The organism is Streptomyces sp. NPDC006516, assembly GCF_040611875.1.
In the GTDB taxonomy this organism is placed as follows: domain Bacteria; phylum Actinomycetota; class Actinomycetes; order Streptomycetales; family Streptomycetaceae; genus Streptomyces.
Genome location: NZ_JBEXPD010000001.1, coordinates 1,234,700 through 1,247,589, shown reverse-complemented (window position 1 = coordinate 1,247,589; position 12,890 = coordinate 1,234,700). Strand labels below are relative to the sequence as shown.

The window sequence follows — 12,890 nt, the reverse complement described above, 5'->3', positions numbered from 1 at the left end:
CCCCCACCCCCGAGGAACGGACCGACCGACATGAGCGAACGAGCGCACACCCACCGCCGCCGTCCCGGCAGGCGCCGCATGGCCGCCGCGCTGACCGCGGCCCTGGCTCTCACCGGCGCCGCGCTGGCCACCAACGTGATGCTCCAGCCCGCAGGCGCGGCCACCGCCGCCGTGCCCGCCTGGCCCAGCGCCACCGGCAGCCAGGCCGTCACGAAGACGATCGAGGTCTCCGGGACGTACGACGGGTCGCTGAAGCGCTTCTACGGGAGCGGCGACCTCGGCGACGGCGGTCAGGACGAGGGCCAGGACCCGATCTTCAAGCTGGCCGACGGGGCGACGCTCAAGAACGTCATCCTGGGCTCCCCCGCCGCGGACGGCGTCCACTGCTCCGGCAGCTGCACGATCCAGAACGTCTGGTGGGAGGACGTCGGCGAGGACGCCGCGTCCTTCAAGGGCAAGTCCACCGGCTCCGTCTACACGGTGTACGGCGGCGGCGCCAGGAAGGCCTCCGACAAGGTCTTCCAGTTCAACGGCGCGGGCAAGCTGGTCATCACGAAGTTCCAGGTCGCGGACTTCGGCAAGCTCGTCCGTTCCTGCGGCAACTGCTCCACGCAGTACCAGCGTTCCATCATCGTGAACGACGTCGACATAACGGCGCCGGGCACGTCCCTGGTCGGTATCAACACCAACTACGGGGACACCGCCGCACTGCGTTCGGTGCGGATCCACGGCGACAGCAGCAAGAAGATCAAGCCGTGCGTCCGCTACACCGGCAACAACACCGGTGCCGAGCCGAAGGAGACGGGCAGCGGCCCGGACGGCACGTACTGCCGCTACACCGCGTCGGACCTCAGCTACGACTAGGAGGCGGCAGTGGGGTGCCCCCGCCGGGTCCGGGTCCGGATCCGGCGGGGGCGCCGAGCCAGGTGTCCAGCCAGGCGTGGACCTCGTCCTGCATGGCCGCCGTGAAGGCGTGACCCACCCCCGGCCACACCGTCGTGGTGAGCCGGTCGCCCGCTCCCGCCGCCTCCCAGACCGCGCGCAGCTTCGCGTACGCCGTCCGCACCCCGGCCGGCGTGAAGAGGTGGTCGCGGGCACCGGAGAGGAACAGCGCGGGCTTGGGGGCGGCGAGGGACGCCACGTCCGGGAGGTCGAGATGGCGGTGCAGGCCGGGGTGGAGCATGAAGTACGCGGACTGGCCCCGCAGGGCGTTGCCGCCCGGAAGCATCAGCTCCTTGAGCCCCGTCATCCAGCAGACGGCCGCCGCGGCACGGACGCCGTCGGTCAGGGCGGACAGCTGCCAGGCACGGAAGGCGCCCATGGAGAAGCCCAGCGCCCCGACCCGGCGTCCGTCGACCTCCGGGAGTGAGCCGAGGAAGGCCGCCGCGCGGATGTCCTCGTGCGCGGCGAGACCGGCCGCGGAGGTGCCCAGCTGCATGAGGTTCGCGGCGAGGGCCTGCTGGTCCTCGTAGGCGAGCGGACCTCTGTCGCCCCAGCCGAGGGTGTCCACGGCGAGCACGACGTAGCCCCGGGCGGCCAGGTCGTCGCCGATGAACCGTCCGTCGTAATGCCGGTCCGCCCATTGCGTGGCCAGGGCGAGCCGGGCGGGGTCCGACCGGGGCCGCACCAGCTTCTCGCGGCCGATCGTGAACTCGGCGCCGTGGTCGTGCAGGAGCAGCACGGCCGGGAAGGGCCCCGCGCCGTGCGGCACCAGCAGGGAGCCGCGCGCGCGTCCGTAGCGGCTGAGGGCGAACTCGACGGTGCGCCCGGTGTACGCCCGCGAGCGGTGCTCCTCGACCGTCACCGGGTCGAAGGGCTCGGGGCCCGGGCCGGCCGGCTGCAGCAGCGACTCCCCGGCCACGGCGCGGGCCCGTGCGCGCCAGGCCGGGAAGTCACGGGCCGTGGCCCTCTCCCAGGAGAGCGGGAAGGTGAGTTCGTCCCTGAGCCGCTCGTGGAAGGCGGGGAGCACCCCCTGGGTGAGGCCCAGGCTCACGCGTAGGGGCGCCAGTCGCCGAGGTGTGCGGCCAGGGTGTGCGCCCGGGCCTCGGAGGCGGTCAGCTGCGGGCGGTTGTCCGGGACGGTGACGCGCGCGCCGGGGCCGGTGTTGCGGAACTCGGCGAAGCGCTGTTCCTGCCAGGGGAAGCCGGCGGACATGGTGCCGTACGGCGCGACGGCGTCGATGCCCGCGCCTAGGTGGCTGTCGCGGACGGTCAGCATCGGGTGCGCGGTGAGGTCGGACGAGGGCACCCAGGGGCGGGCCAGCTTGTAGTACGCGTCGGGCGCGGTGCTGGTGATCCGCGAGCGCAGGACGAGGTATCCGCGCGGGTTGGCTCCGGCGGTGCTGGGCGCGAACACGAAGCCGTACGGGGCCGAGGTGAGGTCGGTGCGCGTCAGGGTGCGGAAGTGGCAGCGGTCGTAGGCGGCTGTGGCGCGGCCGAAGACGAAGTCGACGTCGCCCTCCATGTAGCAGTCGCGGTAGTACTGCCGGGCGAAGGCGGTCAGGGCGAGGGAGTCGGCGTACAGGGTGTCCTGGTGGCCGAGGAAGCGGCAGCGGTAGAACGCCGAGCGGTCGCCCTGGACCTTGATCGCGACGGCCTGGGTGCCGGTGTACTCCGGGTTGTCGGAGCGCAGCCAGTCGTTGGCGAAGGTCACGTCGCGGGCGGTGAAGCCGGCGGCCTGGACGGTGACGCTGGCGGATCCGCTGGTGCCGTAGGTGCCGGAGCCGTCGGGCTTGGGGGTGCCCGCTGCGGTGTCGTGGACGACGACGGTGTCGCGCGGGTCGCCGCTCGCGCCGATGAGGGTGAGTCCGGTCCGGGCGGCGCCGACGGTGACCCTGCCACGGTAGGTGCCGGGAGCCAGTACCAGGGTGTGACCGGTGCCGGTGGCGGCGTCGACGGCGGACTGCACGTCGGTGTGGTCGCCCCTGCCGTGCGGGTCGACGTACAGGGTCAGGGCGTCGAGGCGCCGGGCGGGTGAGCCGTAGCGTCCGAAGGGGCCGTGCGGTGCGGGCCGGGCATGGGCGGCGGGGGCGCCGACGGCGAGGGCCGCCCCCGCGCCGGCGAGCAGGGACAGGGCACTGCGTCTGCTGGGCATTGCGGAACTCCTTGCGCAGGTGGCAGGCCGGAGCGGCGCCTTCCGGGGTGGTGGAAGGGTGCGGTGCCGCTCCGGCCGGTTCATGGGGAGGGGGATCAGCGGCCGGAGACCTTGCCGGCTCCCGCCTTGAGGCCCACCAGCACGGGGACGAGCAGCGGGTGGCTGACCTTCGTGCGCAGCGTCGGGGTCCAGCCGGCGCCCTCGGTGAGCTGCTCGGTGGGAACGCCCGCGTTGTGCACGGCGACCAGATCGGTCTTGCGCCCGTTGACGTAGTTGTTCTCCGCGGTGAGCGAGGACTCGGACCACTTCTTGAGGATGGTCGCCTTGTCGAAGCCCTTGGGGACGGTGAACGCGTTGTGCTCGGCGACGAGCTTGGACTCGGCGCCGATGCCGTACGTGTAGCCGTAGGCGCTGCCGGCGGTGGCCACGAAGTGGTTGTTGTACGAGTCGACCTGGCCGAAGCGGACGCGGGGCGCGCGCTCCTTCACGTCCTTGAAGAGGTTGTGGTGCAGGGTCACGCGGAGCTTGCCCCGGTCGCTCGCGCCGGCGCCGTCGCTGTTGCCGATGAGCATGGTCTTGTCGTGGTCCTTGAGGACGTTCCACGACACGGTCACGAGGTCGGCCCCGCGCACGATGTCGAAGAGACCGTCGTGCTGCTGGTAGACCTGCCCGAAGTAGTGGGGCTGGTCGGCGTCGGGGCGGTCACCGTCGCTGAAGGTGTTGTGGTCGACCCAGACGTGGCGGGAGCCGTAGACGACCAGGTTGTCGTACTCGGAGTTCCAGGCGCCCTGGTCACCGTCGGTCGGGTCCCACTGGGGGAAGCAGTCGTAGGTGTCCTCGAACGAGATGTTGCGGACGATCACGTTGGAGACGTTCTTGACCTGGAGGCTGGCGCCGATGATCGTGGCGTCCTTGCCGACACCGACGAGCGTGGTGTTGGACGGGACGTTCACGTTGACGGCGGCGGCCTGCAGCTTGGCGGACGCCGCGCGGGCGTCCTCCAGCGGGCCGGAGGGGACCGTGTCGCTGCCCCAGACGGCGGGGTCGTAGGCCGCCAGGTACTTCTCCAGGGTGTAGCCGTCCCGCTGGTAGGCCTCGCAGCCGATGGGGGTGCCGTCGGCATCGGAATTGCCGTGCACGGTGCCGGCGATCCTGACGATCTTCGGCGCGTCCCCGGCCTCCTCGAAGGCGGCGATGAGCTCCGCCCGGTTCGAGACGGTGTAGACGTGCTCCGGGGTGGCCTGCGCACCGCCGGTGGTGGAGCCTTCGGCGGAGGCCCAGCCGTCGCCCGAGGGAAGGACGGCGCGTTCGATCCCCTTGCCGTGGGAGGCCGCCTGGGCGGGGACGCTCACGGCGAGGGCCAGCGAGGCACAGCCCATCACCACGGCAATGGCGCGGACATGTCTCATGCGTGCGGGCATGGCGAATCCTTAACTGTCGTACGCGGGAAAGGAGAGGTGTGCGGGAGGAGCCGGGAGGGAGCGGGAATCAGGCCTGCGGCCAGGTGATCCACGTCTCGGGGACCGGCTCCTCCAGGCGGCGCAGATCGCGCGGGGCGAGCACGCGCCCGTCCCGCAGCGCGCGGGCGGTGATGCGGGCCACCTCGACTGCGCCCTTCGGCGCGAAGTGGGTGTTGTCCTGCCTGCCGTCCGGGTAGTTGGGCGACTCGCCGGGCTCGAGCCAGTTGAAGTACGCCAGGGTCCCGTCCGGGCCGAGTTCCTGCCAGCGGGCCAGGGAGAGCGCCTGTGTGTCGAGGAGGGCCACTTTCTCCTCCGCCGCCAGGGCGCGCATCGCGGCGGGGTACTCGCCGTGGGTGGCCTTGGCGGTGCCGTCCTCGGCGAACCGGCGGCGCTCGACGGGCGTGAGCAGCACGGGTGTCGCGCGACGCGCGCGGGCGCCGTCGACGTACCTGCGCAGACAGTCCTGGTACGTGGTGTAAGGGTCGGTGCCCCGGGTGGGGTCCTCGGTCTTCTCGTCGTTGTGACCGAACTGGACGAGGACGAGATCGCCCGGGCGGACGCCCTCCAGGAGGGCGGCGAGCCGGCCCTCGTCGATGAAGCTCTTGGAACTCCGGCCGTTCATCGCGTGGTTGGCGACGGTGAGGTGGCGGCCGAGGAAGAAGGGGAGGGCCATGCCCCATCCGGTCTCCGGCGCGGCGTCGGCGTACTTCCGGGCCGCCGTGGAGTCGCCCGCGATGTGCAGCGTCCGGCGTCGGGGCCCCCCTCGGCCGGCAGCCGCGAGTGCGGGGGTGGCGCCGAGGGCGAGGGGCAGCGCGAGGAGCGCGGCGGCCGTCCGTCTGCGGGTGAGTGACACAGGATGACTGCCTCTCTCGGATGACAAACGTGAGGTGGTGCGTGGAGGGGGGACCGGCGGCGGGACGCGACCCGGACCGCCGCCGGTCCCCCGGTCACCGGGGTGCCGAGGTGTGGCGGGGCGGCAGCTCAGCCGTTGCCCAGTTCCTTCCACTCCTTCTGGGCGGCGTTCAGCTCTTCGGCCATCTTGTCCAGGAAGGCCTTGGCCGTGGTCTTGCCGAGGAGCAGCTTCTGGAACTCAGGCTCGTTGTCGGCCTTGCTGATGTTGTTCCAGTCGGGCAGGTAGTACGGCAGGTTGACGATGGTCGTGGAGCCGTCGGTGAGCGCCTTGGCGGCGAGCGCGGTCGGCTCCGTCTCGTTGATCCACGGGTCCCCGGCGGCCTCGGTGTTCGCCGGGATGGCGCCGGCGGACTTGTTCCACTTGCTGTTGGACTCGTGCGAGGCCGCGAACTCGATGAACTTCCAGGCCGCGTTCTTGTTCTTGCTCGAACGGAAGAGGCCGAGGCCGTCGACCGGGTTGGAGACCTGGACGCGCTTGCCGGTGTCACCGGTGGGCGCGGGTATGCCGGCGAACTTGTCCTCGCCCAGGGCCTTCAGGTGGTCCTGGTAGGAACCGAGGTTGTGGCTGAGCATCCCGATGGTGCCGGTGTCCCACTGCGCGACCATCTTGGTGAAGTCGTTGTTGACGTCGGCGGCGGGCGTCGTCTTCTTGTAGAGGGCGGCGTACTTCTCCAGCGCCGCGACGTTCTTCGGGTCGTTGAGGGTGGTCTTCTCGCCGTCCCAGAATTCCGTGATGCCGGTCTGGCCGTAGATCGCGTCCAGGGCCTGCGCGATGGAGCCGGCGCCGCCGCGGATGGTGTAGCCGAACTTGTTCTTCTTCGCGTCGGTGAGCTTCTCGGCCGCCTCGTAGAACGCGTCCCAGGTGGTGGGGGCCTCCAGGCCGGCCTGCTCGAAGAGGTCGGTGCGGTACCAGAGCGCGCCGTTGTTCGCGGAGGTCGGCACGGAGTACATGTCGTCGCCCCGGCCGCCGGCGTCCCTGACGCTCTCGACCATGCCCTCGACGAGCTTGCCCTTGAGGGAGGACTTCTCCAGCCGGTCGTTGACGGGCTCCAGGGCTTCCTGGGACACGATGTTGGCCAGGTAGGCCGTGCCGACACCGCCGACGTCGGGCAGACCGCCGCCCGCGATGGCCGTGTCGTACTTGGACTGGACGTCGGCGATCGGGATCGGGACGTACTTGACCTTGATGTCCGGGTTGGCCTTCTCGAAATCCTTGATGATCTCGGTCCAGATCGCGGTGCGCGGACCACCGTTGTTGTCCCAGAAGGTGATCTCGCCCTTGCCGCTGCCTTCCGTGCCGGAGCTGCTGCCGTCGTCACCGCAGCCGGTGGCCGCGAGGGCCAGGACCGCCGTGAGGGACACCGCGGTCGCGGCACGCCCCCGGAGCGTCTTCGAGATGTTCATGTCGGCTCTTCTCTCTCGGGTCTGTACGCGTACGTGGGGGGAAATCAGTGGTGTGTGCCGTGCGGCACGTTGCCGAGGTGCCTCTGCGGGCCCGCGTTCCTGGTCACGAGCTTCGGCACGTCGGCGGCGCGGTCCAGGCTGTACGGGTAGAAGTCGCGCGGCTCGAACGCCGCGCCCCAGGCGTCGGTGCGCCCGGTGGTGTTCTTCAGGATCGATCCGCGCTGGACGAGCTCGGCCGTGGCGTCGGCCTGGTAGGGGTGCTGGACGTCCTCGTAGTAGCTGTTCTCGATGACCATCCTGGTCGCGCCGCGCGCCCAGTTGCCGTACGTCCACGTGGGGTCCCCGTCCGCGACCTGCGCGGAGAGGTAGTTGTTGTAGAGGTGGGCGTAGGCGCAGTTGTCGGCGGACGGGTTGCGCTGCTTGGTGCCGCTGAACCAGTTGTGGTCGATCGTGATCTGCGTCCGGACGTTCTCGGTCCAGCCGATGCCGAGCGCCTTGTTGTGGTTGTCGAAGTGGTTGTACGACACGGTGATGTACTCGCTGTCCTTGCGGATGTCGAGCAGCCCGTCGCCCATGTGCGTCAGCCGGTTGTGGTCGATCCAGACGTGGTCGGCCGAGTCCATCTGGATCGCGTCGAAGTCGGTGGTCTTCCCGTCCCAGTCGCCCTCGACGTAGGAGTCGCGGATGGTGAGGTTACGGATGATGACGTTGCTGGTGCCCGGGCCGAGGTGCAGCTCGCCGTGGACGATCTCGCCGGTGTCTCCCGCTCCGACGATGGTCTTGTGCGACGCGACGTCGATGTCCGCGCCGAACGGTTCCACCGCGATGGATCCCGCCACCCTGATGACGTAGGGCTCCTCGGCACCGGCGTACCTCTCCAGGCCCGCCTGGTCGGTGACGGTCACCACCCTGCCGCCCAGGCCCCCGGTGGTGCCCCCGGCCAGCGAGGCGAATCCGTGCGGGACCGACGGCCGGCCGGCGCCCGGCTGGACGGCTGTCGCCTCGCCCGGGACGGTGGGCAGGAGGAAGGCGGCGGCGAGGGCGAACGCTGTGAACAGCGTCCTCGTTCTGGTGCGCTCGGTACGGAGGTGCGTCATTGCGGCTCCCATACAGCGGTGCGGAATCAGGAGGTGCGTGGTCTTTCGCTGGTGCGGAACGCGGTGAAACCTGCGGTGCCCGAAGGCCCCGTGCCGGCCGGTGCCGTGGCGAAGAGGCCGAGCAGGGCTCCGACCCAGCGCCAGGGGGTGGCGGCGAAGACCTGGCCGGAACGGCGGAACCCGGCCCCGTCGCCGGTGTCGGCGTAGAAGCGGCAGCGGGCGCCCCGGGTGACCTCGATCCGGACCCGGACCGCTGCCCCGGGTGCGGGGCGCGGGTGTTCGGCGTCCCGCTCGTGCTCGGCCACGGCCTCGGCGTACCGGTGCACCAGCTGTGCCGAGCCGTCCGGCCCGGCCTCCAGGCCGATCCACGAGAAGGCGTCACCGAGGACGGCGAGCCCTGCTTTGGCGCCCGGCTCACCGGTGTCCAGGGTGATGCCCACCTCGACGGTGAACTCCTCGGCGGGGAGCCGCTGCACCAGGACGTTGGGCAGGGCCCGCAGATCGTGGGCGTACGCGGTGCGTACGCAGCTCAGCCGCAGGCCGTCGCCCGCGTGCCCGACGGTCCAGCCGGGCCGGGGGTTGGCCGTCCACTGCCACTGGCGGCCGTGGCGCCCGCCGGGGAAGTCGTCGCTGGACGCCGGTGCCCCGGCGGCCTGCTCCGGCGCCCGGGGCCGGCGGTGGACGAGGACGGGTTCGCCCTCGTCGCCGATGACCGGCCAGCCCGCCTCCCAGCGCATCGGCTGGAGGTGCACGACCCGGCCGTAGGCTCCGCGGGTCTGGAAGTGCAGGAACCAGTCCTCGCCGGCAGCGGTACGGACCCAGCCGCCCTGGTGCGGGCCGTTGACCTCGGTGCTGCCCTGCTCCAGGACGACGCGCTCCTCGTAGGGGCCGTCGAAGGTCCGCGAGCGGAAGGCACCCTGCCAGCCGGTCTCCACTCCCCCGGCCGGGGCGAAGATCCAGAAGTACCCGTCGTGCCGGTAGAGCTTGGGGCCTTCGAGGGTGAACCAGCCCGGGATCGTGTCGGCGTCGATCAGGGTGGTGCCCTCGTCGAGGACTTCGCGTCCGTCGGGGCTCATCCGGTGGCCCGTGAGCCGGTTCTTGATGCCGGAGCGGGACTTCGCCCAGGCGTGCACCAGATAGGCCTCGCCGGTCTCGTCGTCCCACAGGGGGCAGGCGTCGATCAGGCCCTTGCCCGCCTTGACGAGGTGCGGGGCGCTCCAGGGTCCGCGGATGTCCTCGGCGTTGATCTGCTGGATGCCGTGGTCGGGGTCGCCCCAGAAGATCCAGAAACGTCCGGCGTGATGGCGCAGCGAGGGTGCCCACACGCCGCAGTCGTGGCGGGGTACGGAGAAGTCCGCGTCCGGTCCGAGCCGCTCCAGGGCGTGGCCGATGAGCGTCCAGTTGACCAGGTCGCGGGAGTGCAGCAGGGGCAGCCCAGGGACGCGGCCGAAGCTGGACGCGGTGAGGTAGTAGTCGTCGCCGACGCGCACGACGTCCGGGTCGGACCAGTCCGAGTTGAGGACCGGGTTGCGGTAGGTGCCGTCCCCGAGGTCGGCTCTCCAGACGGGTGTCATGCGGCGACCGCCTTCCGGACGTGGGCGGCGGCGGCGTCGCGGTCGAGGCGTCCGTCGGCGACGACGGTCACGATCCGGCGTACGACGGTGGCTCCGGCGGCGACGGGCAGCCGCCGCTCCGCGGCGAGGGACGAGCCGACGCCCGGGTACTCGGTGGTCCGTACGAACCACGGGTCGCGCCGGGTCTCCTCGGTCGCACCGGCGAACACGAGGGTCCAGCCGTCCCCGGCGAGGGCCAGCCAGTCGGCCGCCTTGCCGTGCACGGCCTCCTCGCCGTCGAGCGTGCCGCTGAATACGGCCGGCGGCCGGGCCTCCTTCGGGGCCCGCCAGAAGAAGCCCCCGTATCCGGCGCCGGGACGGCCGTTGGTGGCGGGGCTGCCGATGGAGAGGTCAGCGGTGCCCCGGTTGGTCAGGGAGAACGACAAGTCCAGGGCCCAGGCCGTCGTGGAGAGTCCGGCGACGGCGACCGTGCGGTGCTCGCGCAGCAGTTCGGTGCCGGCGGCCTCCCAGCTGAGCTCCTCCACGAAACCGTCCGGGTCGCGGAGCTTCCAGCCGATGTGGCGCTGCGTGCCGTGGTTGTCGAGCTCGGTGGGTCCCTGGCCGCGGACGAAGGTGCGTCCGCCCCAGAAGTTGTGTCCGGCCACGTCGGGCACGGCGACGGAGGCTCCGAGGTGGTGGATGTGGTCGGCCGGGCGCTCCTCGGTGACGGGGGTTCCGGCGAGGGTGGTGACGGGGTGGAGGTAGGGCCGGCTGTCCGTCCCGGGCCGGTAGGTGTAGCGGCCGACGGGGCGTCCGGCGCAGCTGAGGAGTGCGGTGGTCACGGTGTGCTCACCTCGCTCGGGCGCGCCCAGGAGGCGCCCAGTTCGGAGAAGAGGGTGAGGGTGTCGGCAGCGGCGGCGACGGTGCCGTCGACGCCTCGCACGACGCGCCGGTTCCCTCCGCCGGGCCCGTCGGGCCGGGTGTGCCAGGCCGTGGCGGGCAGCGCGGTGGGGTCGGGTGCGGTGCGCACGGCTTCGACGACCCGCATGAAGGCGCCCGTGCGCTCCGGCGGTACGAGGAGCTCGGTGCCGTGCTCCAGGTGGTCGACGAGGTTCTCCAGGAGGTCGGTCCGCCCGTGCACGGCCTCCTCGGGGCCGTGTCCGGCGCGCTGGACGAGGACGCGGTCCTGCTTGTACCAGAAGGTGACGCGGCCCCGGTCGCCGTGCACGATCACGTACGGTTCGCCGGCCTCCTCGGCGCAGAGGGTGACCGCGACGGTGACCGGCAGTCCGCCGGTGGTGGTGACACGGCAGCAGCTGGTGTCGTCGGACTCGATGTCGTGGGCCCGGAAGAGCTCCGTCTCGATGGAGGTGACGTCCTCGGCCGTGCCGCGGTCCGCCAGTTCGAGAGCGGTGGCGACGGCGTGCGCCAGCGGGTTGGTGAGCACCCCGTCGACCACGTCCGTGCCGCCGAGCCGGCGGCGGCCCGCCCAGGGAGCGCGGCGGAAGTAGGTGTCGTCGCGGACCCAGGCACCGGCGGCGCCGATGCCGCGTACGTTCCCGATGGCTCCGGAGCGTACGAGTTCCTTGATGGCGGGCACCGCGTGGGACCCGAAGGACTGGAAGCCGATCTGGCAGGCGACGCCCGCCTCCCGCACGCCCTCGGTCATGCGGGCGTAGTCCGCCCAGGTGGCGGCGGGCGGCTTCTCCAGGAGGAGGTGGACGCCGCGGGAGGCCGCGGTCAGGGCGAGCTCGGTGTGCGTCGGGATCGGTGTGCAGATGACGGCGGCGCGTGCGCCGGTGGAGTCCAGGAGGGCTCCGAAGTCGGCCGACTGCTCGGGGAGTTCGCCTGCGAAGGCCTCGAGTTCGTCCTCGGTCAGCGGGTTCAGCTCGCAGATCCCGGCGAGTCTGACCAGGCCCTGGTGCTGGAGCCTGCGGATGTTGGCGAGGTGCCAGCGGCCGTGGCCCCGGGCACCGGCCAGGACGACGGGCAGGGGGGTGGTGACGCTCATCGGCCCGCCCTCCCCGCTCCGGCCCCGCGGGCCACCTCGGCCGCCGCGCTCCCGGCGTCGTCGACCGGGCCGTGCAGGACCGGGGTCCAGCCGGTGTCGGTGGTGAGGTCCCTCTCGCTGCCGGAGTTGTAGGCGTTGTGGATGGAGACGAGGTCGACGGGGAAGCCGTTGAAGACGGTGCCGCGCTCGGTGAGGGCGCTGCCGTTCCAGCTCTTGACCAGGTCGGCGACCTCCACGTGGCCCGGGGCTTCGAACGCGTTGTTCTCCGCGACGATCCGGGACTCGGTGGAGACGCCGAGGGAGTAGCGGAAGTCGCCGCCGTCCTCGGGGATGACGTAGCGGTTGTTGTAGAGGTGGACCTGGCCGAAGCGGACGCGGGGCGCGCGCTGGACGACGGAGTGGAACTCGTTGTGGTGCAGGGTGACGCGGAGCTTGCCCCGGTCGGTGGTGACACCGTCGCCGTTGCCGATCAGCATCGCCTTGTCGTGGTCGGCGAACCGGCTCCAGGAGACGGTGACCAGGTCGGAGCCGTTGGTGATGTCGAGGAGCCCGTCGTGGCGCAGGAAGTTGCGCCCGAAGTAGGTGGGCTCCCGGTCGTCGGGGTGGCCCTTGTCGCTGGCGGTGACGTGGTCGACCCAGACGTGGGTGGCGCCGCGCAGCCACAGGGTGTCGTACGCCGTCTTCCAGTCGCCGAGCCCGCCGGTGTTGGGCTGCCAGGCCGGGAAGCAGTCGTAGGCGTCGCGCAGTTCGAGGTTGCGGACGATGACGTTGTCGGCACCGTCGACCCGCAGGCTCGCGCCCCTGAGGACGGCGCTCGTGCCGAGGCCGACGATCGTGGTGTTGGAGCCGACCAGCAGTTCGACGCGTTCGGCCTGGCGGGCGGCGGACGCCTTGCGGGCGTCCTCCTGCGCTCCGGCGGGCTTGGCGCCGCCCCAGGTGCGCGGGTCGTAGGCGGCGAGATAGGCGTCCAGGTCGTAGCCGTCGGTGGCGTAGTCGGCGCAGTCCAGCCGGCGGCCGCGGTCGTCGGTGTTGGCGTCCACGGTCCCCGCGATCTTGATGATCTTGGGCGTGGGGCTGCCGCCGTCGAGCGCGGCGACGAGCTGGGCGCGGTTGCGCACGGTGAACACGTGGGAGTCGTCCGCTGCCGAGCCGCCGGTGGTTCCGGCGCCCTCGGCCGCCCAGCCGTCGCCCTCGGGGAGGACCTCGCGGCCGAGGTCGCGCTCCGGGGCGGCGGGCCGGGCCTCCGGCGCCGCGGTCGCGGCCTGGGCCCCCGGCTGAAGGGCCAGGCTGCCCAGCAGCAGGGCGAGCGCCGCGGCGGCGCGGCGGGCGGTCCGGGGACGGGGCTTCGGGATCATGTCCG

General features: G+C 71.9%; 11 protein-coding genes. 1 reads left to right on the top strand and 10 read right to left on the bottom strand.

Features of this window, described 5'->3' with window-relative positions; translation table 11 throughout:
* Positions 1 to 30 precede the first annotated feature (30 nt).
* Complete coding sequence (locus ABZY45_RS05485) at positions 31 to 864, top strand: pectate lyase (RefSeq protein WP_356736339.1); 834 nt, start codon at positions 31 to 33, stop codon at positions 862 to 864.
* On the opposite strand, the gene ABZY45_RS05480 is transcribed toward ABZY45_RS05485, so the two are convergent.
* From ABZY45_RS05480 to ABZY45_RS05435, 10 genes are all read right to left on the bottom strand, one after another.
* A complete protein-coding gene (locus ABZY45_RS05480) occupies positions 851 to 1,993 on the bottom strand; it encodes a dienelactone hydrolase family protein (protein ID WP_356736337.1) in 1,143 nt (380 codons plus the stop codon). The genes ABZY45_RS05485 and ABZY45_RS05480 overlap by 14 nt on opposite strands.
* Complete coding sequence (locus ABZY45_RS05475) at positions 1,990 to 3,093, bottom strand: pectinesterase family protein (protein ID WP_356736335.1); 1,104 nt, start codon at positions 3,091 to 3,093, stop codon at positions 1,990 to 1,992. The genes ABZY45_RS05480 and ABZY45_RS05475 overlap by 4 nt, the downstream gene beginning before the upstream one ends.
* A gap of 95 nt (positions 3,094 to 3,188) precedes the next feature.
* Positions 3,189 to 4,514 carry a polysaccharide lyase family 1 protein gene (locus ABZY45_RS05470; protein ID WP_356736333.1) on the bottom strand — a complete coding sequence of 442 codons (1,326 nt, stop codon included), beginning with the start codon at positions 4,512 to 4,514 and terminating at the stop codon, positions 3,189 to 3,191.
* A 67-nt stretch (positions 4,515 to 4,581) separates the two neighbouring features.
* Positions 4,582 to 5,406 carry a rhamnogalacturonan acetylesterase gene (locus ABZY45_RS05465; protein WP_356736331.1) on the bottom strand — a complete coding sequence of 275 codons (825 nt, stop codon included), beginning with the start codon at positions 5,404 to 5,406 and terminating at the stop codon, positions 4,582 to 4,584.
* Between the two features lie 128 nt (positions 5,407 to 5,534).
* Positions 5,535 to 6,869 carry a sugar ABC transporter substrate-binding protein gene (locus tag ABZY45_RS05460; RefSeq protein ID WP_356736329.1) on the bottom strand — a complete coding sequence of 445 codons (1,335 nt, stop codon included), beginning with the start codon at positions 6,867 to 6,869 and terminating at the stop codon, positions 5,535 to 5,537.
* Between the two features lie 44 nt (positions 6,870 to 6,913).
* Positions 6,914 to 7,966 (bottom strand): pectin esterase, encoded by a 1,053-nt coding sequence (locus ABZY45_RS05455; protein WP_356736327.1) that lies wholly within the window; start codon positions 7,964 to 7,966, stop codon positions 6,914 to 6,916.
* Between the two features lie 26 nt (positions 7,967 to 7,992).
* Entirely contained in the window at positions 7,993 to 9,540 is a 1,548-nt protein-coding gene (locus ABZY45_RS05450; RefSeq protein ID WP_356736325.1) for a family 43 glycosylhydrolase, read from the bottom strand.
* Positions 9,537 to 10,361 carry a PmoA family protein gene (locus ABZY45_RS05445; protein WP_356736323.1) on the bottom strand — a complete coding sequence of 275 codons (825 nt, stop codon included), beginning with the start codon at positions 10,359 to 10,361 and terminating at the stop codon, positions 9,537 to 9,539. Before ABZY45_RS05445 ends, ABZY45_RS05450 begins: the two co-directional genes overlap by 4 nt.
* Positions 10,358 to 11,530, bottom strand: a complete 1,173-nt coding sequence (locus tag ABZY45_RS05440) for a Gfo/Idh/MocA family oxidoreductase (protein ID WP_356736321.1) — start codon at positions 11,528 to 11,530, stop codon at positions 10,358 to 10,360. The genes ABZY45_RS05445 and ABZY45_RS05440 overlap by 4 nt, the downstream gene beginning before the upstream one ends.
* Complete coding sequence (locus ABZY45_RS05435) at positions 11,527 to 12,885, bottom strand: polysaccharide lyase family 1 protein (protein WP_356736319.1); 1,359 nt, start codon at positions 12,883 to 12,885, stop codon at positions 11,527 to 11,529. Before ABZY45_RS05435 ends, ABZY45_RS05440 begins: the two co-directional genes overlap by 4 nt.
* Positions 12,886 to 12,890: the final 5 nt, after the last annotated feature.

What these genes read in the sequence shown, in the direction of transcription:
- ABZY45_RS05470 (WP_356736333.1), bottom strand. Translation starts at nt 4,514, where the DNA reads ATGCCCGCACGCATGAGACATGTCCGCGCCATTGCCGTGGTGATGGGC.
- ABZY45_RS05455 (WP_356736327.1), bottom strand. Translation starts at nt 7,966, where the DNA reads ATGACGCACCTCCGTACCGAGCGCACCAGAACGAGGACGCTGTTCACA.
- ABZY45_RS05460 (WP_356736329.1), bottom strand. Translation starts at nt 6,869, where the DNA reads ATGAACATCTCGAAGACGCTCCGGGGGCGTGCCGCGACCGCGGTGTCC.
- ABZY45_RS05450 (WP_356736325.1), bottom strand. Translation starts at nt 9,540, where the DNA reads ATGACACCCGTCTGGAGAGCCGACCTCGGGGACGGCACCTACCGCAAC.
- ABZY45_RS05475 (WP_356736335.1), bottom strand. Translation starts at nt 3,093, where the DNA reads ATGCCCAGCAGACGCAGTGCCCTGTCCCTGCTCGCCGGCGCGGGGGCG.
- ABZY45_RS05435 (WP_356736319.1), bottom strand. Translation starts at nt 12,885, where the DNA reads ATGATCCCGAAGCCCCGTCCCCGGACCGCCCGCCGCGCCGCCGCGGCG.
- ABZY45_RS05440 (WP_356736321.1), bottom strand. Translation starts at nt 11,530, where the DNA reads ATGAGCGTCACCACCCCCCTGCCCGTCGTCCTGGCCGGTGCCCGGGGC.
- ABZY45_RS05485 (WP_356736339.1), top strand. Translation starts at nt 31, where the DNA reads ATGAGCGAACGAGCGCACACCCACCGCCGCCGTCCCGGCAGGCGCCGC.